Consider the following 24912-nt stretch of genomic DNA (forward strand, 5'->3'; position numbering starts at 1 on the left):
AAAGAATTATAAGGAGTGAGTACAAATGACCTATACCCATCTTACACCAACTGAACTCGTAATGATAGAAGCTTATTTCAATCAATCACACTCTGTTTCAAAAGTAGCCCATCTGGTACAACGTTCTCGACAAACCATTTATAATGTCTATCGTTTTCTTAAATCTGGTGGAAGCGCAATAAGCTACTATGAACAATATAAGAAAAACAAACGTAACTGCGGAAGACGTCCGATTGTGTTACCAGATGGGCAACAAGAATACATTCAAAAAAAGGTGGCTCAAGGGTGGACTCCAGATGTCCTTATTGGTCGAGCAGAGTTTCCTATTGCTTGTTCGGTACGTACACTATATCGGATGTTTAAAGATAAAACCTTTGACCTTCACGATTTACCAATGAAAGGGAAAAGAAAACCAAACGGACATAAAGAAAAAAGAGGAAAACAAGCTTTTCGCCGTTCGATTCAGGATAGAACAACTGATTATATACAGTTCAATCATGAGTTTGGTCACCTAGAAGGTGACACCATTGTCGGTGGAAAACATAAAAGTGCGGTGATCACGTTAGTTGAGCGATTATCTAAAGTGATCATCACCTTGAAACCCGCTGGTAGGCAAGCTATAGATATTGAGAATAGACTGAATCAATGGTTTCAATCTGTACCGAAACACTTGTTTAAATCCATCACATTTGATTGTGGAAAAGAGTTCTCGAATTGGAAAAAGATTAGTAATACCAATGATATTTCGATTTATTTCGCTGATCCAGGAACACCTTCTCAACGAGGACTAAATGAACATTCGAATGGCTTATTACGTAAAGATGGCTTATATAAAGCTATGGATTTTAATAAGGTATCCGAAACCTTTATCCAATCGGTGGCATCAAAACGAAATCATATTCCTAGAAAATCATTACACTATCGCACACCATTGGAAGTATTTTTGAGTTACGTAGGTAAAGATGATTTGTCTAGCTTAATTTGACAAACGAAAAATAATAAAAATAAACTATCGCGAACGAGATTTTTTTTCTAAATCGAGTTCATTTGCAGTGTTACTTTAAATTAATTTGTTCTAAATTAATTATCACTGATGCTTTTCATTACAACTTTTAATATATGATATACCCGTTTTGCATCTCTTAACTGAAAGCTATCGCCACCTTATCCATACATTCAAGTGGCTGCACGAGCATCAATATATCTAAAAAATGATTGCACTTACCGTATTAACGGAAAAAAACTTCAACAATGAATTGCTGAAGGAATCAAAAAATAAAATTCGTTAAAGCGATGCTAATGAGCGAAAAAATCATCTTAAAAAACCACCAAAAAGAATCTTTTGGCGGTTTTTTTACTGTGCATATTAGTCCATTTATTCTTCAGACTGGCCCAGTGCAGCTTTTAGTGCTGCAGCAAGTGGACTTTCGACTTCTTCATCGGTTTGACTATATTTTTTTACAAGCTTACGTTCTTCATGCTTGGTCATTTTTTTCTTCCGTTCTTTTGTTCCAAGCATTTTTTCTGTAGTGCCATCGTATTTACAACGGAAAAAGGCACCATTTTTCCCATCAATGATTTCCATTTTGCGATGGCATTGAGGGCAGCGATGATTAGACACTTTAGGGTCTTTGCGACGGCGATAGCTACACGAGTTGTTGGTACAGACGTAGACTTTGCCATCGCGGGTATTTTTTTCACGCAACAATTCGCCACATTCGGGACATTTTTTTTGCGTTAGCGCAAAGTCTTGGTACGTCGCTTCACTTTGCTTGATTTCTTTCACCAAGTCACGCGTATCTTGCTCGATTTGTGTCACAAACGTTTGGAACGGGTACGTCCCTGCTGCGATTGCTTCAAGCTCTTCTTCCCATTTTTGTGTCAAAATAGGTGTAACCAAATCAGGATTGACTAAGGTTAGCAATTGCTTGCCTTTAGGTGTGACGGCCAAGCTATTGCCTGAACGCTCCATTAGCTCACTCTTTATTAGTTTTTCAATAATTTCGGCCCGTGTCGCTGGTGTGCCAAGGTGGAATTTTTCCATTTTCCCTAGTAACGTTCCTTCAGTCAATGGTTTTGGCGGTGTGGTTAGACCTTTTTTTAGTTGGAAGTTTGGTGCAATGCTTTGGTTCATTGACCAATTTTCCGTAGTTGGCACTTCCGTTGTCGCTGGCTTCCAGCCACTTTGAATGACTTGCTTTTGTTGGAAAGTAAACTGAGCAGCGCCAAATGAGACCACTGTCGTTTGCTGCTTCGTGATATGCGGTTGCGCAAATAACCCTAAGAAGCGTTGCACGATTAATTGATAAATTTTTTGCTCGTCATTACTCAATTTTTCGTAGCGTGCCCGTTCCTCTGTCGGCACCAATCCATGATGATCCGTCACTTTTCCATCATTAAAGACGTTGGTCTGAATAACGTTTGCTCCGTTTTTGATATACAATTTTACTTCAGGTGAAAACGTCGCGACAGCTGCTAAGCGCTCATTCATCGTCTGTTTTAAATCGTTTGGCAAATACTTGCTATCAGTCCGTGGGTAGCTGACGATTTTGTGTATTTCATACAAGCTCTGTACCAGACTCAATGTTTTTTTTGCTGAATACCCAAAGCGTGCATTGGCTTCTTGTTGCAATTCCGTTAAGTCATAAGGCAATGGGGCAGCTTGTTTTTGTGTCTTTTCATTGATACTTGTGACTTTCCCTGGCTGGGATTGCAGCTGTTTCATCATATCTTGTGCTTGGCTAGCTTCTTGCCATTCATAAGGATTTTTTTGCGCCATTGTTGCATGTGATTTTCCTACTGCAAGTTCGATTTGATAATAGGTTTGCGCTCTGAATGTTTCAATGGACTGCTCTTGTTTTCTGACTAGTGCCAAGGTCGGGGTCTGTACTCGTCCAGCACTTAGATTATCTTTGTATTTCACGGTTAGTGCCCGCGTCACATTCAACCCAACCAACCAGTCCGCTTGTGCTCGTGCAAGGGCAGACTGATACAAATGATTGTATTCTTGAGCCGGCTTTAATTTTTGAAATCCTTCTTTGATGGCTTTGTCCGTCTGTGAAGAAATCCAAAGTCGTTTGATTGGTTTATCAAAGCGAATCCACTCAATAATCCAACGAGCGACTAATTCTCCTTCACGTCCAGCATCCGTGGCAATAATTAGTTCTTTGACATCTTTGCGTTGGGCCAGCTGTTTGATGGCTTTCAGCTGATGACCAGTCTTGGGTAGTGGTTGGATACCAATTTTTTTGGGAATCATCGGCAGTGTTTCCAATTGCCATGTCTGCCATTCCTTATTGAGGTCTTCTGGCATTTTTAAGCCTAATAAATGACCAAGGGCCCACGTCACAATGACAGTTGGGCCTTCGTAATAGTTCTTTTGTTTTTGCGTCGCGCCCAGTACTCTAGAGAGATCTTTGGCAACGCTTGGTTTTTCGGCTAGAATTAGTTGCTTCATATAGTTCCTTCCTGCTTTCTACAGTGACAGGTTGATAATCTTTTAAAAGGGCCAATCCTTTGTATTGCTGCAAATCATCATCGCATTCTTCACACCAGCGTTCTTCACCTTCATTCCAAAAAGCACTCAAATAATTAGGGCGTGCATAGATGTGTGTGTAATGTTCTGTTAATTTAGCCCATTGTTTTTGATAACAGGCTTCAGCTTCCTCTAGTGAACGAAATGCGTATTCTTCATCAATATCGTTGCGCCACTCTTCAAAAAACCACCATGGCTCATTGTCACCATACATTGTGATTACCTGATACATGTTTTTCCATCCTCGCTTATCTTTCAAGTCTTTACATTTCGTTTCTGCTATTAGTTATAGTATTGACTTTTAGTAGAACTTTCAAGAAGTTAGCTTGTGAAGGTCCATGCATTTTTTATTTTTTTCCTTTTCTACTATAGCACATCTTCCAAAATTTAAGCCTCTGATCAAAGAAAATCCGCAAAAAAAGAAGGAAAAGGGCTACTCATTTGCCCCTTTCCTGCAACTCTTTTTGTAAGTTTAGACGTACTGTAACACTTTGTTTTCTTGGAACGCCCGATCGATTAAGCCACCACCTAAGCACTCCATGCCGTCATAAAAAACGACGGCTTGGCCTGGCGTAATTGCTCGGACTGGTTCGTCAAAATAGACTTCTGCTCGATTGTCTGCTAACAGACGGACCGTGACCGGTACATCTTGTTGGCGATAACGGAACTTAGCAGTACATTTGAATTCTTCTGGTTGACCGCTTTGATTGGTGAAATGAATGTCACTGGCATCCAAATGATCCGCATATAAGGCCGGATGATGAAATCCTTGCCCTACGTATAGCGTATTCGTTGCCAAATCTTTCCCCACGACAAACCAAGGTTCTTGTGTCTTACCACCGCCACCGATACCTAATCCTTGACGTTGACCAATCGTATAATACATCAAGCCATCATGTTGCCCTTTGACCTCACCATCTAGCGTAACCATATTGCCTTTTTGCGCAGGTAAATAGTGGCTCAAAAATTGTTTAAAGTTTTTTTCGCCAATAAAGCAAACACCTGTTGAATCTTTTTTCTTCGCAGTAGCAAGATTCGCTCTTTGTGCTATGGCGCGTACTTCACTTTTTTCCATGCCACCAAGCGGAAACATTGTTTTTGCTAGTTGTTCTTGTGACAACTGACTTAAGAAATATGTTTGGTCTTTATTGTTATCAACCCCACGCAACATATGTGTCAAACCATCTTCATCGCGAACCACTTGGGCATAATGACCAGTAGCCACATAGTCTGCTCCTAAATCTAGCGCATAATCAAGAAAGGCTTTAAATTTAATTTCTTTGTTACACATGACGTCTGGATTTGGTGTGCGGCCGGCACGATATTCCGCTAAAAAATATTCAAATACTCGATCCCAATATTCTTTTTCAAAGTTTACCGAATAATAAGGTATGCCAATTTGATCAGCAACTTTGGCTACATCTTTGTAATCTTCGGTCGCTGTACAAACACCATTTTCATCCGTATCATCCCAATTTTTCATGAAGATTCCAATGACATCATATCCTTGTTCTTTTAAGAGAAGTGCTGTTACCGATGAATCGACACCGCCGCTCATCCCAACAACGACTCTTGTGTTGCTGTTGTCTTTCATTTCTATCACCATCATTTCAATTGATTCTGAAACATCTACGATTTGAAGGTCGCAACTTTTCAGTCCAAGCTATTATACTAGAGATTGCTATTTTTTTCATGTCTTTGTGTTTCATTTTTTTTGCTACAAAAAGAATCGCTGTTGTCTTACCCTGTTTGACATAGGCAAATAATATAGATTAATGCCGTTAATATACCTTCATGAGATTCGCTACTTCAATCAATTTCTTTGTCCGTAACTACTTTATTTGTCATTATCCCTTTTTTCTTCGTTCATTTTGTTGAGCCTTTTTTGCCAATGTATTCGTATCTCTGTAACGAGAACGCAACAGAAACACCAAGGGCGAGCTTGCTCGTTTATATACTCTTTTGTTTTCGAATGGATCTGTTAAGATAACAAACAGGAATTGACACGTTACAGACTAAAAAGATGAAGAAATGTTCTTATAAAAAGAGAGCCGTTACCGCTTTGGGTAACTGCTCTCTTTTGGTGGTGTTATCTTTCAGCACTCTTACTGTCAACCTCGGCATGTCCGCCAATGATAACAACAGCCGCTTTGTCTTGTTACTTTGTTACTTCTTCAAACAAGCCACGGTCGATAAATCCATCCATTAAGAATGTAAATTTCTCGCGCAACATTTCATGCTTTGGATCTTTAAATAAATTGACAGCTTTTAATCCATTGGCTGTCGTTACAGACATTTTAAACGTCTTGATGTCTTTGGCTACCGTTATTTTTAATTGGAATCCTTCTTTGCTTTGTGGTGTTGCTTGTAGCGGACGGATCAATTGGAAATTTCCACCATTGGTTTCTGTAAAGCCGTTGTCACGTAGCGTGTAACGTTTCGCCGTGCTAGCTAGCTGATAGTACTGTGGCGAGCCGAGTACCGTTGTTTTTGTTTCAAAGCCCATTGTTTCACCTCATTTTTTATTCTCTATTTATTATATAAAGAAATCAAAGCCTTGACTATCTTTATTGTTGAGAAACTATTTTTTTTGCAAGCGTTTGACTGTTGCACTTAATTTGTACGCAAATGTTTCTACTTCCTCTTGGGTGTTCCCTAGACCAAAGCTAATACGAATGGACTCACGAATATAGGGTGAATCTTCTCCATACATTGCCGTCAAGACATGCGATGGTTCGACATTTCCAGCCGTACAAGCTGAACCAGTCGAGATAGCAAAACCAGCTAAATCCATATGCATCAATATCATTTGATTGTCGATATTTGGCAAGGCAATATTTAAAATATGGGGCATCTTGGCTTGTTCATTGCCATTTAAGTGATACGCAATTTCTTGTTCCGCTAAAATGCGTGTAACAGTATCGGTAAAGCATTGATACTTTTGTGCTTGTACCGCTTGTTTTTTTTCTGAATGCAATGCTACGGCTGCTGCCATCCCGCAAATACTAATGAGGTTTTCAGTTCCTGCACGGCGCTTCTCTTCTTGTTCCCCTCCATGTAAAAATGAAGGCAGCGATAGACCATCGCGTTTGAAGAAGAAGCCCGTTCCTTTTGGTCCATTGATTTTATGTGCAGAGATGCTTAACATATCAATTCCTAATTCATGTGGACGAATCGAGACTTTGCCATAAGCTTGCACCGCATCGGTATGGAAATATGCTGGATGATCTTTCAAAATAGCGCCAATTTCTTTGATTGGCAAGAGATTTCCTGTTTCGTTATTGGCAAACATAATCGAAACCAAAATCGTGTCTTCCCGTAAGGCTACTTTGAATTCATCTAGAGAAATCATCCCTGACTCATCGACTGATAGGTAGGTAACCTCAAAGCCTTGCTGCTCTAAAAATGCCGCAGTTTGCAAAATCGCAGGGTGCTCAATTTGCGTCGTAATGATATGACGTCCTTGATTTTTTCGAGCGAAGGCGGTACTAATCAAAGCCGTATTGTCTCCTTCTGTTCCACCACCATTAAAAATAATTTCATGGGGTTTAACGGCCAAGCTTTCGGCAATGACTTGGCGAGCGGTCGTTAGTTTTTCATTGGCTGCCCGTCCGTAGCGATGGACACTCGATGGATTACCAAAAATCTCTGGCATTAACTTGGTCATTGTTTCCACAACTTGCGGATGGATGGGTGTGGTGGCCGCATGGTCAAAATAAGTCATCCTTTTCCCTCTTTTCATTCTTTTATTTACTAAGTAAAAATAGCCCCTATCATGGCAATGATAGGAGCTACCGTCTGCATACACCTTATTTTTGCAAGCGGAAGAGCGGGCTCATTGGTGTATTGTCATGAATTCTTTTCAGTGCTTCACCGATTAACTCTGAGCACGTAATATAGGTTGTTTGGCGTGGATGGAGATTGTCATCAGTCAGACAAGAATCCGTCACACAAATGTCTTCAATCGGAGCTGCTTCTAATACATCCTTTGCTTGGCTATTAAACAAAGCATGTGATGCACAGGCGTAGACAGATTTGGCACCTGCTGCTAGTAATAATTCAGCCGCCTTTGCAAACGTCTCACCCGTATTTAAAATATCATCGACCATGATACAGTTTCTCCCTTGGACATCGCCAATCACGTAGCCTTCTTCTTCAGGTGTTTCTCCTTGATCGACGATAGCTAGTGTCGTTTCTAAATATTCGGCTAAGCTTCTTGAACGTTGGATGCCGCTGTTTTTCGGTGAAACAACCACGTAATCATCGCCATTCATACCTTTATCTAAGTAATAGCGTGCAAATAATGGAATGGTAAATAAATTATCTACTGGAACATCAAAGAAACCTTGCACTTGAACGGTATGCAAATCTAGCGTTAAGACTCTTGTCACACCCGCTTCGACCAACATATTGGCAATCAATTTTGCTGTAATGGGTTCATGTGGCTTGGACGTACGGTCTTGACGTGCATAAGCATAATACGGCAACACAACATTGATTGTTTTAGCACTTGCTCGACGCATTGCATCAATCATAATCAAAAGTTCCATGTAATAATCATTGACAGGCTTGTTTGTTGACTGAATCAAGTACGTATGGACGCCGCGAACACTCTCCTCAATACTAATTGCAATCTCTCCATCACTAAATTGTTTGATGGAACATTTCCCTAGCTCACAACCAAATACGTCAGCAATTTTTTCGGCCAGTGGCACATTGCCATTCAGGCTAAAGATTTTCAAGGGTTCTTCTGAATAATTGTCGTTCATAGTTTCCTCCGATGTCGTAGTTTGCTTTATTTTAACATATTTTCATATTAATTTTCATTCGTTTGCTTTATTTCCCCAATTTCTTTAAATGAAACGGTACTCATTAACCACTTGGCAGGTACGACCGCTCGATAATTCCCCCAATTATCATGGACTTTCACCCAGCGTTTGCCGTTTTGATCTTCACCATATGCATAAGCGACGACCCAATGATTGCCATATGTGCTACCTAGTTTTTTATTTAAACCAACGATGAGTGGCAAGCCTTGATCGATGCGCTTGACTGTCCGCTCCCAACCACCGATTGGCGTGAGTCGAGCCCAGTAAGGCTGATCCATATAGCGACAAAAGCGTGAAATTCCCCAGCTGACTTGCAGTGGTATCGTAGCTAATCCTAATGGCTGAATAAATAAGCGTAAATAGTGCACCAAATTTTCACCATCTGCCGAATCCATTTGCCGGACAAATCTCGGTAAATGAAATGGTGGCTCATAGTCTTGTAGGTATGCCAAAAAAACGGCCGCCGCATAGGAACCACATAGCTGTCCATCCGTGTTGATCCATTTTTCATATCGTTTAAATCGCTCTTGCGCTATACCGTGCCAGTGTATCGTATCCATCCGCCAGTCCTCCAATCGTCCTCTACTTGTCAGAATACTATCCTTGTACGATAATAGTAGCATAAGAAAGTGAGGAATTACGTATGAACTTAAATCTAAAAGAAGATTTTTATCATTATGTCAACGGTGAATGGATTGAATCAGCCGTTATTCCAGCTGACAAACCCTCTACCGGTGGATTTCAAGATTTAGTATCAGAAATTGAAAAACTCTTAATGAAGACATTTGCTGAATGGGCAGCCAATCCTGAGACTGTTACTGATGCACATTTGCAACACGCAGTTGCATATTATCAATTGGCTACTGATTTTGCTGAGCGAGACCAACTAGCAGGGGAACCTGTCGCGCCACTCTTGGCACGAATCAAAGCAATCGATAGCTTCCAAGAGTTAAATGAGCAACTAGGAGATTGGATTCTTGATGGCTTCCCGTTACCATTTGACTTTGGTGTTATGGCAGATATGAAGCACACTACTACACATGCAGTGTATTTATCACCGACTTCGTTAATTTTGCCAGATAAAACGTACTATGCCGAAGACAATGAACAAGCTGATACGATGTTACAAAAGTTTTTTGAAACATCTAGCTTGCTTCTCCAAAAACTCGGTCACACACGCCCTGAAGCTGAAACTTTAGTCGAGCAAGCGATGGCATTTGACCGTTCTTTGGTGCCATTTGTCAAAAGTGCAGAAGAAAATGCTGATTACAGTCTAATGTACAACCCTCGTTCATATGAAGAAGTCATCACATACTCTGATACGATTGATTTTGACAAAGCATTTGCGGCAGTCTTACCAACAAAACCTGAACAAATCATTGTTTCAGAACCAACCTTTTTTGAATCCTTTAAAGAATTTGTCACCCAAGAGCAATTCCCTTTACTAAAAAGCTGGCTGTATGTGATGACAAGCTTACAATATACTGACTATCTAAGTGACGATATTCGCGTCCTTGGTGGTGAATACGGTCGCTTCTTATCTGGTATTCAAGCAGCCAAAGAGCCAGTCAAAGCAGCTTATACCCTGGCATTTAATCAATTCAGCGCGCCAATCGGTGTTTACTATGGTCAAAAATACTTTGGGCCAAAAGCCAAACAAAATGTCGAACATATGGTCCAAGCGATGGTGGATGTTTATAAAAATCGCTTAGAAACTAATACGTGGTTAAGTGAAGCTACCCGCAAACAAGCTGTAGTAAAACTAAATAAAATCGGCATTCATGTAGGCTATCCGGAAAGCATTCCAGCTGTTTACGATCACTACCAAACTGTAGCCAAAGAAGATGGTGGCTCATTCTTTAGTAATACCTTACACTTTAAACGTTTAGCCCGTGAAGACAACTTCAACAAACTAACAAAACCTGTTGACCGCAAAGAATGGGGCATGTCGGCAGCTACGGTCAATGCTTACTACAGTGGTCTAATGAATATTATCGTCTTCCCTGCTGCTATTTTACAAGCACCATTTTATAGCTTGACGCAATCAAGCAGTGCCAACTATGGCGGAATCGGTGCGGTGATTGCTCATGAAATTTCTCACGCCTTTGATAACAATGGGGCAAAATTTGATGAAAACGGCAATTTGCATAACTGGTGGACCGCAGAAGATTTGGCCCAATTCCAATTACTTGCTCAAGCCATGATTGATGAATTTGACGGCATTGAGTTTGCTGGTGCCAAAGTAAATGGCAAATTAACCGTATCTGAAAATATCGCAGATGCTGGTGGGTTGAGTTGTGCACTGGAAGCAGCCAAAACTGAGCCAGACGTACAACTTGCAGACTTCTTCACCAACTGGGCAAAAATTTGGCGCACCAAAGCGACCACGCAATACCAACAATTATTGCTAAATGTGGACGTACATGGTCCGGCCAAACTACGCGCAAACATTCAACTACAAAACTTGGATGATTTTTATACCACGTTTGATATTCAACCTGGCGATGCCATGTATCGTGAGCCTGAAAATCGCGTGCATATCTGGTAAAAGTCAAATAAACGAACACAGCTACTAAACCCAATAAGCGAATCAGAATTACTAAAAAAGCCATAAAATACCAAAATTGGATTTTATGGCTTTTTGCTTGTCTGCGTTTATTGCTCGGAGCTGAGCGCTTTTGTCACAACCTTTTTATTTAGCTTGCATTTGAATATATTGTAAGACCATTTGAGCAGATTGTTTGCCTACTTCGTCAATAAATTCGTCAAAGCTTTGGGTCGCTTGATGATCGGCTGTATCACTCATCGCACGGATAACGACAAATGGCACACCAAATTGAAAGGCGGTTTGCGCAATCGCTGCGCCTTCCATTTCACAGGCAAGAGCGTCTGGAAAATGATGCAAGATCGTTTTGATTTTTTCTTCGCTATCAATAAATGCATCGCCGGTCACGATGAGCCCTTTTTTGCTGCTTAGCTTAGTCGCTGTCGCTGCCGCTGCAAAGTCCTCTACTAACGTCGCATCTGCTTCAAAATACAATGGCATACCTGCTGGCAACTGCCCATATTCATAGCCAAATCCAGTGACATCAACATCGTGATACGCCACTTTAGTCGACAATACGATGTCGCCCACTGATAGACCAGCTCCGATGCCACCCGCTGAGCCAGTATTGATTAAAACATCCACCGCATATTTTTGAATTAATAAGCTAGCCGTAATCGATGCTGCGACTTTGCCGATACCTGATTCCACTACAATGACTTCTTGGTGATCAATTGTTCCTGCATAAAATTTTGCGTCTGCTTGTTCCCAGGCTTGCTCATTCACTAGTGCTTCACGTAGTACCTTAACTTCTTGTGCCATCGCACCAATAATTCCTATTTTCATCGTTTCCTCCAAATATCATTTACAAAAAGATAATAGCCAAATATACCAAAACAATTAAAACCACCACAACGGCAATCGCCTTCCCTAAAAAGGAATTCATGCGACGCGACTTTTGATTTTCACCTGAGCGGGTCTTTTTCATTGGTTGCTTTTTTTTGTATTCTTTCCGATAGAAGCGATCGATTTCTTTTTCTCGTCGCTGGTGTTCTTTTTCGCTTGCTTTGAGTTGCTCTTTTTGCTGCTCTTTAAGCAAGCGCTCCTCGTCTTGACGCATTTGTCGTAACTGAGATCGAGTAAGCAAAGGTTTTTGAGTCATCTACTTACCTACCTTTCAACATGCGCAGTTCCCAGTATGTTACGGCATAAATCGTCTTCGCATCGCAAATTGTTCCTTTTGCGATTTCATTTTTTGCCTCTGCTAACGTGAGTGCTACAACTGATAAAAACTCATCATCATCTGCCGCAAGAGGATGTTTTGCTTTGTGCAATTGCTCTGCCCAATAGATTGTTAAAAATTCATTGGAGAACCCAGGTGTCGAATACATGCCCACGACTTCTTCCCAGTGATCTGCTTGAAAGTCCGTCTCCTCTTCTAGCTCACGCTTAGCCGTACGTTCAGGGGTCTGCTCTTCACCAGGATCAATTTTGCCTGCTGGAATTTCTAACGTCATTTTTTCTAATGGTTTACGAAATTGCCAAACAAATACCATTCTTTCTTGGTCATCGACAGCCATGATTGCGACTGCACCATGATGAAAGACTAATTCTCTGGTGGCCATTTTGCCATTGGGTAAGCTGACGTCATCCACTACAAAATCAATAATGTTGCCGTGGAATAGTTCATTACGTTTCATTGTTTTTTCTTCAAAATTTTTGCTGTCCATTTCTTCCACCTCATTTGTAAAATAGCAAGTTCTGATTTAATTGTCTATTCTTTTCTAGTGTATCATAGAAAATTATGATTTTTGTAAATTATTCAAATCCATCTCAAGTCGGATACTCAAGTGATTCTCATCGTGTTAAAATACAAATAGAACGAACAAGTTTCCATTTTTGTTCAAACAATTCAGGAGGAACGGAAATGAAAAAGAACCTAATATTTGGTATCTTCTTATTGATTATTGGCTTCCTATGCTTGACGATGCTGGCAGAAAAAAGTTTTTGGCTGATTGCCTTGTTTTTACTTGGCATCTATCTTGTCTATCGCGGCATCGCCGGTGGCAAGAGTGTAAAACAAAAGGCTCCCGCACTGTCAAAAGATCGCGAACGTTACTATCGCGAGACTGGGATGAACGCTCGTGAAATTGAGATATTTCGCGAAACCATGAATCAAACTAAAGCTGACATCGATCAGCTACAACAAAACTTCCAAGCAAATGCCAAGTTAAAAGCGATTGATTTGCGCCACAATACCGTCAAAGCAGCCAAAGCGCTATTTAAAGAATTGGTGAAAGAACCACAAAAATTACATTACGCTAGCCACTTTCTTTACACTCATTTGCCAAACTTAGTTGATTTGACAAATAAATATATCGAAATTAGCGCTCATGAAATCAAATCAAAAGAAACCTATGATAAAATGGAAGAAAGCATTCTAGTCATTGACCAGATGGCTGCCTTGATTGCAAAAGATTACCAAAATTTCGTTTCAGACGACTTTGAAGATATCGACGTTGAGCTTTCATTAGCAAAACAAAGTATCAAAGAAGAAGCGAAATAGCAGACTTCTCTTTTATCAGTGATTTTGCAAAGAATCTAGCTGATGGCTAGATTTTTTTGCTCATATAAGACTATATAGGAGGTATTTCCATGACAGATGAGCCAAACAAAACGACATTCGAAACAGATTCTTTAAATGATTTATTAGCGAACCCTTTTGAAACACCCGTCGATGCGCTAACTTCTAGCCAACAAGCAGATATTGATGCCTTGAAAAAACAAGAAACTGCCCCACGTTTAATCGATCAATTGCCTTTAGAGCGCCAGCAACAAGCCAAAGAATTGGCCGATAAAATCGATGTAAACAATCAGCAAGCAGTCATTACTTATGGCGCCAATGCCCAAACCAAATTAAGTGAATTCTCACAGTCGATGCTAAATCATGTTCAAGCAGCAGACATTGGTCCAGTCGGTGATTCTTTGACAGAGTTGATGTATCGCTTGCAAGAAGCCAATCCTGATGAATTACGCGCCGGCGAAGGAAATTTCTTCCAACGCATGTTTGGCAAAGTAAAACAGTCCATCTATGAAACAACGGCTAAGTATCAAAAAATCGGCGCCCAAATCGATAAAGTTGCTGTCAAATTAACCAAAGAAAAAGATGGCCTCTTGCAAGACAATCTGATGTTAGAACAATTGTATCAAAAAAACAAAGACTATTTCGATGCCTTGAACGTCTATATTGCCGCAGGTGAATTAAAGGTAGAAGAAATGCAACAAACAGTCATTCCCGAAGCCTTAGCAAAAGCACAACAAACTGGCGACCAAATGGATGCTCAAATCGTCAATGACTACACACAATTTCTAGATCGCTTAGACAAACGAACACATGACTTGCGCTTAGCTAGACAGATCACCATCCAGCAAGCACCTCAGATCCGCTTGATTCAAAATACCAACCAAGCGCTCGCTGAAAAAATCCAAGCATCTGTTGCAACTGCGATTCCTTTGTGGAAGAACCAAGTTGTGATTGCTTTGACCTTATTGCGCCAAAAAGATGCTGTCACAGCACAACGACAAGTGTCTGAGACGACCAATGATCTCTTACGCAAAAATTCTGAGATGTTAAAAATTTCCGCTATTGAAACAGCGAAAGAAAATGAACGCGGCATTGTGGATATCGAAACCTTGCAACAAACGCAAAATGACTTGATTGAAACCATTCAAGAAACCTTACGCATTCAACGAGAAGGAAAAGAAAAACGCCAACATGCCGAACTTGAACTTGGTGTGATGGAAAACGATCTAAAAGAAAAATTATTAGAATTAACGAGTCAACGTATCGACTAAACCTTTCAAAAACCTGAGATACAGCCGCAAAAAGCCAGAACATCCCGAAGTTATTTCTCAAACTTTCGGGTATTCTGGCTATTTGTTTACAGTTACTTGTCTTACCGTTTTCTTAACAGCACATCTCTCAATCTCTTAGGAGAGATTACTTTTGCTCTTCGTAGTACGATAGTTGTGGAAAGTAAAGAGTAAATGTAGAACCCTGCCCGACTTGTGAAGCGACAGTTACTTCAATTCCCAATTTCTCTGATAGATTCTTTACTAAATACAAGCCTAATCCTGTCGAATGGACTTGAGCATTTCGTCCATTGGAACCAGTAAATCCTTTGTCAAAAATACGCCGGCTATCTTCTGTAGGAATGCCTATGCCTGTATCCGTCAGGCTTAAGGACACGCCTTGTAAGTTTCTGGCAAGCTTGATCATGATTTGCCCATGATTGGGGGTGTATTTGATGGCATTGGATAATAATTGTCGAAAAATAAACGCCACCCACTTGCCATCAGTCAGGACCAACTGATCATCGCCTTGTAATTCAAAGTGAATAGCTTTTTGAATAAAAAAGTTTGCTTGACTACGAATGACCGGCTGAATGGCTTCTTTCAGTGAAGTCTCTTGAATAAGGTAATCTTTGGAAAAACTATCCAACCGTGCGACATATAAGACTTGTTCCACATAGTCGTTCATTCGGTCAAGCTCATTTTCGATCGCCAAAAATTTCGCATCTGGCAAATCAAATTCCACTGATTGGAGAAGCAATTTTGTCGCTGCAAGTGGTACTTTGATTTCATGGGCCCAAGAATCAATGTAATCTTTTTGTTCTTCCTGGCTGCGGATGACTTGTTGCATGGTCTCTTGGTGCTCGCGCAATAGCTGATTCATATACGCTTGTTGCACTCGCTCTTCTTCCGTTTTCGCACCCGTGACATAATCTTGAAGCAAGCTGTCATTTGATGTACATGTAATCTTAGCCCACCACTTGCGCTTCAATGAGTAATAAATAGCTTGAAATCCTACCAGCAATACTCCTTCTAGAAAGAACAAATACCCCACAACACTCCAACGAAATGGATAATTAGGTGTCAGCCATAAGACAAAGACCGTCAATGCCATAAACACAATCCAAGCCAAATACAACAGCCACTGGTCCTTTAAAAATTTTCTAATTGTCATATCGCACCTCACGGAATGATATATCCTTGTCCGACCTTCGTTTCAATATAATTTTGGACACCAGCTTGTTCAATCTTGCGTCGCAGCCGATTGATATTGACCGTTAACGTATTGTCATCGACAAAGCGTTCATCGTCCCATAGTGCTCGTAATAATTTTTCCCGACTCAAAATTTTGCCGTGGTTTTTCATCAAAATAAATAATAATCGGTACTCATTTTTACTTAGATCAACTAATGTGCCATTAATTTCTACACTACTATTTTCCACATTTAAAACAAGTCCATTGTGAGTAAAAGTTTCTTGTGTGCCTTTGACGTAATTATACGAGCGTCGTAACAAAGCATTTATTTTGGCAACGAGCACATCCAATTCAAATGGCTTTGTGACAAAATCATCGCCACCCATATTCATCGCCATAATCATATCCATGTTGGTATTGCGACTGGAGATAAAAATAATCGGTACGTTTGATACTTCGCGAATTTTTTGACACCAATAAAACCCATCAAACACAGGTAAATTAATATCTAATAAAACGAGCTGCGGCGCTTGTGATTGAAAATCTTCGAAGACTTCTTGAAAATCTGTTGACCCAAATGTCTCAAATTGCCACTTTTGAAGTTCTTCGCTGATGAGTTGCCTAATGACCGCTTCATCCTCAACAATCATTATCTTAGCCATAAGTACGCCTCCTTCTTCTTTCTTTCACTTTACCAAATATTGCACCAATTCACCATGATAATTATCGAAAAAAAATTGCCATCTACTACAACCGAATGGTGGCTGTCATGTAGATAGCAATTCTTTTATTTGGTTAGTTCACTGGCAGCTTGTTCATCAACAATAACAATCACATTAGGATGCATCTGTAAGACACTGGCGGGTAACTGCTCAGTCACTGGTCCTTCAATCATTTTCGCTACTGCTGCTGCTTTTTCCTTCCCAAAGGCCATTAAGATGATTTGTTTACTTTTCAAAATAGACGCAATCCCCATGGACAATGCATGTGTCGGTACTTCTTCGATGGAATCAAAGTAGCGTTTATTGGCCTCAATCGTTGAATCCGTCAGTGCAACAACATGCGTCTGTACATCAAAAGAAGTCCCTGGTTCATTGAAACCGATGTGACCATTGCGCCCAATCCCAAGTACTTGCAGATCAATAGGGTGTTGGGCAATGATGTCATTATAGCGAGCACATTCTTCATCCAAATCTTTGGCCTGTCCATTTGGTACGAACGTTTCCTTAAATGGCTTTTTATTAAATAAGTGCTCATTCATGAAGTAGCGATAGCTTTGCGGATTTTCACCACTCAATCCGACATATTCATCTAAATTAACCGAAGTCAGATGAGAGAAATCGAGTGCACTTGTAACCATTTCTTGGTAGAGGGTGACGGGTGTACTCCCTGTCGCTAACCCTAGCGTCGTAATTCCTTTGTCCATCGCTTCTTTTAATTGTGCGAAAGCTTGTTTGCCGCCTTCTTGTGCATGTTTCACTTGAATGACTTTCATTTGTAACGCCCCCCTATTTGGTATATACCAAATATACCACGAAAAAGAGTGCTGCGCAAGAAATGTCTATACCAATTTTCAATTACCTAAATACGCCGTTAATTTGGCTTGATTCACTTGTGAAAATGGTTGTAGTTTCGCTGGAAATTCCGCCAAGACTTGACGCACCATGCTTGGTTGGTCATTTTCAACCTGTAGTACTAGCAGTGGCTCGTGCAAGCTCATACGCAACAAGAACCAACCGGATCCGTATGGGTCTGATACGGTAAAGCGGACACCCTCTTCATTTTCCGAATCTAATGTCCAGCCTTCATGATTGCATTTTCGGAAGGCTTCAATCACTGATTCACCTAAGCCGCGGTATTCATCAGCCATTAATTCAAAGCGAATTTCTTGTGTTTCTGCGGGCTGCTTCAAATCGGCAATCAGTTCATCTAATGAGCGGTGTTGGGCTTGCAATTTAGGTAGCAACATCAAAATTTTGGCAATCACATATGCTCCATCATCAAGAAAATAATTCTCTTTAAATGCCGCATGCCCACTTGTTTCAATCGCCAATTGGCAATCAACGCCTGCCGCATTAAGGGCAATCGCCTTATTAATCACATTACGATACCCTGAAATATAGCGGACTTGCTTCCCACCTAGTTGTTCAATAAATTGTTTCAAGTGATTCGATGTCGGAGAGTTCGTGACAATACTTGTATTTGGGTGTTCAGCTAAGACGATACGACTCAAGACAGCAATCAAATTATTGCGGTTTAAGACATCACCACTTTTAGTGACGACAGCTGAACGGTCGACATCGGTATCAAAAATTACACCTAAATCAGCTTGATTGTCTAAGACTGCTGCTTTGATACTGGCCATTGCTTCTTTATTATCAGGGTTCGGGATATGATTTGGGAAATGGCCATCTGGTTCTAGAAATTGTGAGCCAGTGGTATCGGCACCGAGTGGTTGAAGTACTTTCTCGGCAAAGTACCCACCTGCACCATTGCCGGCATCGACAATAATTTTCAGACCTTTCAGTGGCTGTGCTTCTTTTGTCTGCATACCTAGACGAATTTTGGCTACTAAATCGTCTGCATATGGTGTCAATAGATCTGCTTTTTCAATCGTTCCTTGACTAGCCTGAACAGCCTCAGTATGTTGCAAGATATAGGCAATATCGCTCTTCTCTGCACCGCCTGTTTTACTAAACACTTTGATTCCATTAAAATAAAATGGCAAATGACTTGCGGTAAACATAATGCCCGCATCGCAAGCGAATTGTTCAAACTGCGTACTCATAAACATAGCCGGCGTCGTTGCGAGCTGAAAATCTATGACATGTACTCCGAGATTCGTTAGCTCGTCCATAAAGGTTGCTGCAAGCTCTGGTCCACTCAAACGACTATCTCTACCCACACCGATTGTAAGTGGATTGGTTTGAATTGCTTTTTCATTTCTTAACCAATTCACCAACCCTTTGGCTACTTCTTTTACGACTGCTGGTGTCAAGTTGGCCTGGTGCTGCTCGGTCGTAATGGCAATACCGCGAATATCCGATCCATTCTGTAATTCCGTTAACTGACTCATCTTCCTTCCTCCTATCCTATGATTCACTACCATTATACCAAACTTCCCTAACTGGTAGACTTGAACTTTTTGTGAGTATTGTTTTATTCAAAAAAACTTCAAACGCGCAGGATGCGAACGTTTGAAGTTTGATAAGGCTAGTTCTTTTCGATGATTAGCATATTTTGTTCATCTAAGGCCCATCTATCTGCATAAGCCACCTCCCAATAATACCCATCTAAATCTTGAAAGTACCCACTATCCCCTCCCCAAAAGACCCTCTCTGCTGGTTTGATGATGTTCCCATTGTTTTACCAATGATAAAAACGAGTCGACTTCTTCTTTTGATTTCATATTGATAGCTAAAGTAAATCCTTTAAAGCTAGTCGAATCTATCTCTGGTGGATTGGCAGCATGAATATCTTTGGCTAACGCCTCACGTTGAAATAGTTCTAATTTGGTTCCTTGATTATCAAAAAAGACAATGGGTGGATTCATTTCTTTTTCATAACACTGGAAACCCAGTGCCTTATAAAATGCCATTGACCGGGCCACACTTTGCACACCTAAGCAAATCAAATTAATGCGGTTCAACTTCATCACTCCTTTGTTTCAATAGTACATTGTTTTATTAATTGGTGCGAATTAGATCGTATTGCGATTGATACAAATGATGGTATTTGCCATTTAATGCCATTAATTCGTCATGCGTGCCTGCTTCAGCAATCGTACCTCCATCAACGTAGAAGATTTGATCACTATTTTTTATTGTAGACAGGCGATGAGCGATAATAAACGACGTGCGCCCCTTTAATAGCTCTTGCAGCCCAACTTGTAACTGCTCTTCAGTTTTTGTATCAATACTGGACGTCGCTTCATCTAAGATCAATAACTTAGGATCTGCTAATAACGCGCGCGCAAATGATAACAATTGCCGCTGACCAGCAGATAATGTACTTCCGCGCTCCTCGACGACAGTCTGATAGCCATCCTTTAAATCTTGAATAAATTCGTGAGCACGTACAATTTTAGCAGCTGCTATTATTTCTTCTTCGGTCGCATCTAGCTTGCCGTAACGAATATTTTCTAAAATCGTCCCCGAAAAGATAAAGGTATCTTGTAGCATCACGCCCATCTGTGAGCGTAAGGAATGAAGTGTCACCTCGCGAACATCGACACCGTCAATTAAGACTTGGCCGGCTTGCACATCGTAAAACCGACTCAGCAAATTAATCACCGTCGTCTTGCCAGCACCGGTCGGACCAACTAAGGCAACGCTTTGGCCTGGTGTAATATGGAAAGACACCTTGCTTAAAATAGGCTTTGCTGGCTCGTAGCCAAATGTCACTTCAGAGAAACGCACCTCTCCTTTCATTGGTGGCAACGGCTTAGCATTAGGAGCATCTTGAATTTCAGGAATTTCATCCATCGTTTCAAAGATCCGTTCCAAATAGGCGGTCGCTGTAATCAAAGAGTTGTAGAAATTTCCAATATTGATGACCGGATTCCAAAAATTGTTGATATAACCAATAAAGGCAATCAGTGTCCCCGTCGAGATCGAGACTCCAAGTTGCTTAATTCCCACAAAATAAATCAAGCAAGTCGTTAACACAGAAATATTTTGCACGACTGGCCAAAGCAAAAACTGAATCCTCACGGCTCTCATCCATGAACTACGATAGTCTTCGTTCACTTCGTTAAATACGTGATAATTTTCCCGTTCTCTTGCAAATGATTGGGTAATCTTGATGCCCGCAATGCTCTCGTGGATATAAGCATTTAAATTGGATTGCTTGTTACTTAATACTTGGTAGGCTTTTCGTTGCTTTTGCTTAATGATCATGACTAAGCCAAATAATACCGGCAACAAAGCAAGACTATAGAGCGTCAATACTGGATCAATCCATGCCATAAAGAGTAAGGTCACCACGACACTCATCATGTCTGAGATCAAGTTGATTAATCCATTACTCAATAAATCACTTAAAGTATTGATATAATTGACCACGCGAATCAAGATTTTTCCATGTGGTCGATTGTCAAAATAGGAGAACGGCAAGGTCTGTAAATGGTGAAAAATATCAAACCGCATATCCTTTAACATATCTTGTCCAATCTCAGTGATTTTTAAAATCCGATACTTCATACACCAAGCGATGACAAATAGTGAAACAAAGAAGATGCCGCTAATCCATAAAAGTAAGGAAATATTTTTCTCGGGAATGACTTGATCGATGGCAATTTTGGTAAAGTAAGGGCCTAACATACTCGCGATGTTCGCTACAAAGATAACCAACAAAACTTTATAGATTGCGTCTTTATATGGCTTGACGTATTGCCCTAGCCGTCGATAATGTTGCCAATTAAATTCTTGTTCTAATTCTTCATCTTCTGCAAATGTATTGCGTGCCATTAGCCAGTCACCTCATCTCTAGATATTGCCAAGCCTAATTGTTTTTGATAGACCTCGTAATAGGCTCCTTTTTTTGCGACTAATTCTTCGTGCGTCCCTTTTTCAACGATGCGTCCTTTTTCCATCATCAAAATGACATCGGCTTCTCGGACGGAAGAAATTCGGTGAGCAATAATAAAGGTCGTCTTTTCAGTCGTTAAGCGCGTTAATTCTTGCTGGATTTTGGATTCTGTCTCCATATCCACGGCTGAAGTAGTGTCATCCAAAATTAAAATAGCTGGATTTTTCGCCAATGCTCGAGCCAAAGAAATTCGTTGCTTTTGGCCTCCTGACAATCCCACGCCCCGTTCACCGATAATCGTGCTATAACCATCTGGCATTTTGCTAATGAACAGATCTGCATCTGCAATGCGAGCCATCTCGCGAATGTATGGTGCATCAGCTGTCGGATTTCCAAAGGCAATATTTTCTTCGATAGTATTAGAAAATAAAAAGATGTCTTGCATCACCATCGCAATATTTTCTCTCAACTGCCTTACTGGATAGCTCTTAGCATCTTTGCCATCAATTTTCACCGTTCCACTAGTTGGATCATAAAATCGAGCGACCAAGTTCACTAAGGTTGTCTTACCCGAGCCTGTTTCACCTAAGATACCGATTGTTTGACCTGGATGAATAGAAAAGGATATATCTGACAACACGTTATTCTTTGGATCATCAGAAAAATGAAACGATACATGATCGAATTCGACATCGCCATGAATCAGCACTTCTTCTGGATGTGTGGTAATTGGGATTTGTGGCTTTGTATTGAGCATTTGTCTAATTTTGATGCAGGCCGCTGAGAAGCGTTGCACGTCGTTGATTAGCCAGCCACTCATCCGCATCGGCATATTTAGCATCCACAAAAAGCCATTAAACGCAATCAAATCACCCAAAGTCATCTGCTGATGAATCACTAGTAACCCACCTAATGCCAGCGAAATCAACGTCAGACTACCGGCAAATAAATCTAGCCACGGCAAATACGTCGCCGATACGTTGGCTGATGCCATATTCTTTGCCTTGTAATCTTCATTATGATGAGAAAATTTATCAAGCTCGTATTGCTCTCTAGTGAAGGCCTTGACGACACGATTGCCTCCGATATTTTCTTCGACCATCGAGTTCAGCCGCGCAAAGCTTTCGCGAATCTCAAAAAAGACAGGATGTGCTTCTTTCGACATTTTGACAGTAAAAAAGTAAATCAACGGTGTAATCACCAACATAGCGAGTGTTAGTGGCACGCTAAGTGTAAACATGACCCCCATCGCTAGGACAAACCAAATGATACATTCTAAAATATTGTAGATCACCCATGAAACAAAGTGCCGAATCGCATCCGTGTCTCCTGTCATCCGCGCCATAATATCCCCCACACGCGTATGATTAAAAAAATCAAAATCCAATTCTTGTAGCTTCTTATACATATCTTGCCGTAAAACAAATAAAGTATTTTGACCGACTCGTTCAAATAAAATTTGATACGAATACCGAATGACGGTGCGAATTAGTGTGACTGCAATCATCACTACTAAAAAAGGAAGCAGCCATTCAGTTTTTTGTTGATCAATCACGACATCGACTAATTTACCTGACAATAGTGGGTTGACCACGATCAAGGCTGCATTGAGTAGCAAAAAGATCAATGCTAGCCATAAGTGCTTGCGATAGGCTTTTGCATAGTGCCATATCCATTGAAAATTATTCATTTCTTTTTCCTCCAACTTTTTTGCTAGTCCTATCTTATCCTTCCTGTGAAAAATAAGAATGGATTTATTTAGTCAGAAAGATGGATAATTTTACTCTAATTCGTAAATCACATATGCGTGTTTCTTTTTTTTGCGCTATACTAAAGAAAGCGATTAACATAACTGGAGGAATGAAACGATGTTTTCTCAACCGGAAATTCTTTATGTCTTTGATGTTTGGAATCAGTCAGGAAATCATTCCGAGCGACATACACATGATTTTTTTGAAATCAGCTTTTTATTAGAAGGTGAAGCCCAGTATTGGTTTCAAGACCAGTGGCAGACGATTCGAGGTGGCGACGTCTTATTATTTAATCCCAAAATAGTGCACGCCGAGCAACAGCAAGCAACTACTTACTCACACCAGCTGCATATTGGCATCCAGCAATTTCAGCTGCCAGATTTGCCCCCAAATGTCTTTCCAACAGACACACCGCATGTCTTGTTGCGAGAAAACCAATTACAAATTTTTAACAAGGCGTGGCTACTGATGAAAGAATTTAATGATCAACCTACTGGCTTTAAGTCTATGGGGCAAGCGTTGGTGACTGAGCTATTGATTTTTTTACTACGCAGCATCCAGGCAAATCAACAGCTTGAAGAAGCGCAACAACCACTATTAAAAAACGAACGCTTGGCGCGTGTCGTTACCTCAGTTCAAAGCTACATCGAGCATAACTTTGAAAAAGATATCTCTTTGGAATCGTTGGCAAACGCTCATTTCGTGAGCCCTACCTATCTCTCTAAAAGCTTCAAAGAGCAATTGGGTATTTCACCGATTACATACTTGATTCAAGTCCGTTTGACACACGCGTTTCACTTACTAAAAGAACAAAGCGGCTCGGTCAAAGATATCGCCCAAGCAGTCGGCTACGACGATGCCTACCACTTTAGCAAATCATTCAAAAAAACTTACGGCATTGCCCCATCCAAAGTAAAAAAAGACGCCAGAGAAAGAACAAGAGGTCGTGACAAAAGCGTTTAGCTCTTAGCAATAAGCTCAGAAATTCCGAAAATTGTTCCTTAAATTTTTGAGAATTTTTGACTTATTGTCAAGAGAGCTGCTTTTGATACACCGTTTATTGAGGTCGTGACAAAAGCGTTTAGCTCTTAGGAATAAGCTCAAAAATTTCGAATAGAAACGTACGAGTACGTACGACAAAAAGCCAGAAGCTTGAGAAATAACTTCTGGTTTTTCAGGTCTATTTGCTTGTAGCTGAACAATTTGGTCTCAGCTTTTTTATTTGGTTTCATTTTCGCGTGTATCATAGATGATTGTTACGGGGCCATCATTGACTAATGATACCTGCATATGTGCCCCAAACATTCCAGTCGCAACTGGGATGTTTTGCTCACGCAATGCTTGATTAAATGCTTCATACAATGGCTCAGCCACTTCTGGTCGGGCTGCCGCAACAAAACTAGGCCGATTGCCTTTTTTCGTCTGCGCATATAAGGTAAATTGTGAAATACTTAAAATTCCCCCATGGATTGCAGCTAAGGAGTCGTTCATCTTGCCGTCCGCATCTTCAAAGACACGTAATTGTGTAATTTTTTTTACTAAGTACTGGACATCAGCTATGGTATCTTCTTGATGAATACCAAGTAAGACCACAAAGCCTTGATTAATCTGACCAATTATTGAATTATCAACTGTTACTTGGGCACTTGAAACTCGTTGAACTACTGCTCGCATCG

General features: G+C 40.6%; 22 protein-coding genes and 1 pseudogene. 5 read left to right on the forward strand and 18 right to left on the reverse strand.

All coding sequences use genetic code 11. The features are described from left to right. Nucleotides 1-25 precede the first annotated feature (25 nt). Nucleotides 26-985: an IS30 family transposase gene (locus HMPREF9088_RS02260; RefSeq protein ID WP_007207500.1), complete on the forward strand. Its 960-nt coding sequence runs from the start codon at nucleotides 26-28 to the stop codon at nucleotides 983-985. A gap of 390 nt (nucleotides 986-1375) precedes the next feature. Here HMPREF9088_RS02260 and HMPREF9088_RS02265 read toward each other — a convergent pair whose 3' ends face one another. The 7 genes from HMPREF9088_RS02265 to HMPREF9088_RS02295 all read right to left on the reverse strand — a co-directional run bounded on the left by HMPREF9088_RS02265 (nucleotide 1376) and on the right by HMPREF9088_RS02295 (nucleotide 8924). Next, nucleotides 1376-3457: a DNA topoisomerase 3 gene (locus HMPREF9088_RS02265; protein ID WP_007207501.1), complete on the reverse strand. Its 2082-nt coding sequence runs from the start codon at nucleotides 3455-3457 to the stop codon at nucleotides 1376-1378. Further along, complete coding sequence (locus HMPREF9088_RS02270) at nucleotides 3405-3767, reverse strand: DUF1033 family protein (RefSeq protein WP_040366122.1); 363 nt, start codon at nucleotides 3765-3767, stop codon at nucleotides 3405-3407. Before HMPREF9088_RS02270 ends, HMPREF9088_RS02265 begins: the two co-directional genes overlap by 53 nt. Before the next feature lie 240 nt (nucleotides 3768-4007). Further along, nucleotides 4008-5129, reverse strand: coding sequence for a tRNA 2-thiouridine(34) synthase MnmA (gene mnmA / locus HMPREF9088_RS02275; RefSeq protein ID WP_040366125.1), 1122 nt, complete (start codon nucleotides 5127-5129; stop codon nucleotides 4008-4010). 564 nt (nucleotides 5130-5693) lie between these two features. Further along, the gene (locus tag HMPREF9088_RS02280) at nucleotides 5694-6041 is read right to left on the reverse strand and encodes a DUF1831 domain-containing protein (protein ID WP_007207505.1); all 348 of its coding nucleotides are present in this window, start codon (nucleotides 6039-6041) and stop codon (nucleotides 5694-5696) included. A 75-nt stretch (nucleotides 6042-6116) separates the two neighbouring features. After that, nucleotides 6117-7259: a cysteine desulfurase family protein gene (locus HMPREF9088_RS02285; protein ID WP_420889670.1), complete on the reverse strand. Its 1143-nt coding sequence runs from the start codon at nucleotides 7257-7259 to the stop codon at nucleotides 6117-6119. A gap of 85 nt (nucleotides 7260-7344) precedes the next feature. Further along, nucleotides 7345-8304, reverse strand: coding sequence for a ribose-phosphate diphosphokinase (locus HMPREF9088_RS02290; RefSeq protein WP_007207507.1), 960 nt, complete (start codon nucleotides 8302-8304; stop codon nucleotides 7345-7347). Between the two features lie 47 nt (nucleotides 8305-8351). Then, nucleotides 8352-8924, reverse strand: coding sequence for a hypothetical protein (locus HMPREF9088_RS02295; protein ID WP_052607470.1), 573 nt, complete (start codon nucleotides 8922-8924; stop codon nucleotides 8352-8354). A gap of 83 nt (nucleotides 8925-9007) precedes the next feature. On the opposite strand from HMPREF9088_RS02295, the gene HMPREF9088_RS02300 reads away from it, so the two are divergent. Beyond that, nucleotides 9008-10912, forward strand: coding sequence for a M13 family metallopeptidase (locus tag HMPREF9088_RS02300; protein WP_007207509.1), 1905 nt, complete (start codon nucleotides 9008-9010; stop codon nucleotides 10910-10912). A 144-nt stretch (nucleotides 10913-11056) separates the two neighbouring features. On the opposite strand, the gene HMPREF9088_RS02305 is transcribed toward HMPREF9088_RS02300, so the two are convergent. Genes HMPREF9088_RS02305 through HMPREF9088_RS02315 form a run of 3 tightly spaced genes read right to left on the reverse strand, consistent with a single transcriptional unit; the run spans nucleotide 11057 to nucleotide 12639 of the window. After that, nucleotides 11057-11755 carry a 5'-methylthioadenosine/adenosylhomocysteine nucleosidase gene (locus tag HMPREF9088_RS02305; RefSeq protein WP_007207510.1) on the reverse strand — a complete coding sequence of 233 codons (699 nt, stop codon included), beginning with the start codon at nucleotides 11753-11755 and terminating at the stop codon, nucleotides 11057-11059. A gap of 19 nt (nucleotides 11756-11774) precedes the next feature. Continuing rightward, the gene (macP, locus tag HMPREF9088_RS02310; protein ID WP_007207511.1) at nucleotides 11775-12071 is read right to left on the reverse strand and encodes a cell wall synthase accessory phosphoprotein MacP; all 297 of its coding nucleotides are present in this window, start codon (nucleotides 12069-12071) and stop codon (nucleotides 11775-11777) included. 4 nt (nucleotides 12072-12075) lie between these two features. Continuing rightward, entirely contained in the window at nucleotides 12076-12639 is a 564-nt protein-coding gene (locus HMPREF9088_RS02315) for an NUDIX hydrolase (protein ID WP_040366129.1), read from the reverse strand. Nucleotides 12640-12836: 197 nt separating this feature from the next. On the opposite strand from HMPREF9088_RS02315, the gene HMPREF9088_RS02320 reads away from it, so the two are divergent. Both HMPREF9088_RS02320 and HMPREF9088_RS02325 read left to right on the forward strand, forming a co-directional pair. Next, on the forward strand, nucleotides 12837-13475 hold the full coding sequence (locus HMPREF9088_RS02320; protein ID WP_007207513.1) for a 5-bromo-4-chloroindolyl phosphate hydrolysis family protein: 639 nt from the start codon (nucleotides 12837-12839) through the stop codon (nucleotides 13473-13475). Nucleotides 13476-13564: 89 nt separating this feature from the next. Continuing rightward, nucleotides 13565-14764 carry a toxic anion resistance protein gene (locus tag HMPREF9088_RS02325; RefSeq protein WP_007207514.1) on the forward strand — a complete coding sequence of 400 codons (1200 nt, stop codon included), beginning with the start codon at nucleotides 13565-13567 and terminating at the stop codon, nucleotides 14762-14764. Nucleotides 14765-14909: 145 nt separating this feature from the next. Here HMPREF9088_RS02325 and sapS read toward each other — a convergent pair whose 3' ends face one another. From sapS to HMPREF9088_RS02360, 7 genes and pseudogenes are all read right to left on the reverse strand, one after another. Further along, nucleotides 14910-15935 carry a two-component system sensor histidine kinase SapS gene (gene sapS, locus HMPREF9088_RS02330; RefSeq protein WP_007207515.1) on the reverse strand — a complete coding sequence of 342 codons (1026 nt, stop codon included), beginning with the start codon at nucleotides 15933-15935 and terminating at the stop codon, nucleotides 14910-14912. Nucleotides 15936-15943: 8 nt separating this feature from the next. Continuing rightward, nucleotides 15944-16618 (reverse strand): two-component system response regulator SapR, encoded by a 675-nt coding sequence (gene sapR, locus HMPREF9088_RS02335; protein ID WP_007207516.1) that lies wholly within the window; start codon nucleotides 16616-16618, stop codon nucleotides 15944-15946. A gap of 125 nt (nucleotides 16619-16743) precedes the next feature. Further along, a complete protein-coding gene (gene nagB / locus HMPREF9088_RS12050) occupies nucleotides 16744-17451 on the reverse strand; it encodes a glucosamine-6-phosphate deaminase (protein ID WP_007207517.1) in 708 nt (235 codons plus the stop codon). Between the two features lie 78 nt (nucleotides 17452-17529). Beyond that, entirely contained in the window at nucleotides 17530-19032 is a 1503-nt protein-coding gene (locus HMPREF9088_RS02345) for a phosphohexomutase domain-containing protein (RefSeq protein ID WP_040366131.1), read from the reverse strand. Nucleotides 19033-19169: 137 nt separating this feature from the next. Further along, nucleotides 19170-19605: pseudogene (locus tag HMPREF9088_RS02350) on the reverse strand (VOC family protein). 37 nt (nucleotides 19606-19642) lie between these two features. After that, nucleotides 19643-21424: an ABC transporter ATP-binding protein gene (locus tag HMPREF9088_RS02355; protein WP_007207520.1), complete on the reverse strand. Its 1782-nt coding sequence runs from the start codon at nucleotides 21422-21424 to the stop codon at nucleotides 19643-19645. Continuing rightward, nucleotides 21424-23175 carry an ABC transporter ATP-binding protein gene (locus tag HMPREF9088_RS02360; RefSeq protein ID WP_040366133.1) on the reverse strand — a complete coding sequence of 584 codons (1752 nt, stop codon included), beginning with the start codon at nucleotides 23173-23175 and terminating at the stop codon, nucleotides 21424-21426. The genes HMPREF9088_RS02355 and HMPREF9088_RS02360 overlap by 1 nt, the downstream gene beginning before the upstream one ends. A 178-nt stretch (nucleotides 23176-23353) precedes the next feature. On the opposite strand from HMPREF9088_RS02360, the gene HMPREF9088_RS02365 reads away from it, so the two are divergent. Next, nucleotides 23354-24199, forward strand: a complete 846-nt coding sequence (locus HMPREF9088_RS02365) for a helix-turn-helix domain-containing protein (RefSeq protein ID WP_007207522.1) — start codon at nucleotides 23354-23356, stop codon at nucleotides 24197-24199. 255 nt (nucleotides 24200-24454) lie between these two features. Here HMPREF9088_RS02365 and dtd read toward each other — a convergent pair whose 3' ends face one another. Next, nucleotides 24455-24910, reverse strand: a complete 456-nt coding sequence (gene dtd, locus HMPREF9088_RS02370) for a D-aminoacyl-tRNA deacylase (RefSeq protein WP_007207523.1) — start codon at nucleotides 24908-24910, stop codon at nucleotides 24455-24457. Between the last annotated feature and the right edge of the window lie 2 nt (nucleotides 24911-24912).

This window comes from Enterococcus italicus DSM 15952, from assembly GCF_000185365.1.
Classification (GTDB): domain Bacteria; phylum Bacillota; class Bacilli; order Lactobacillales; family Enterococcaceae; genus Enterococcus_G; species Enterococcus_G italicus.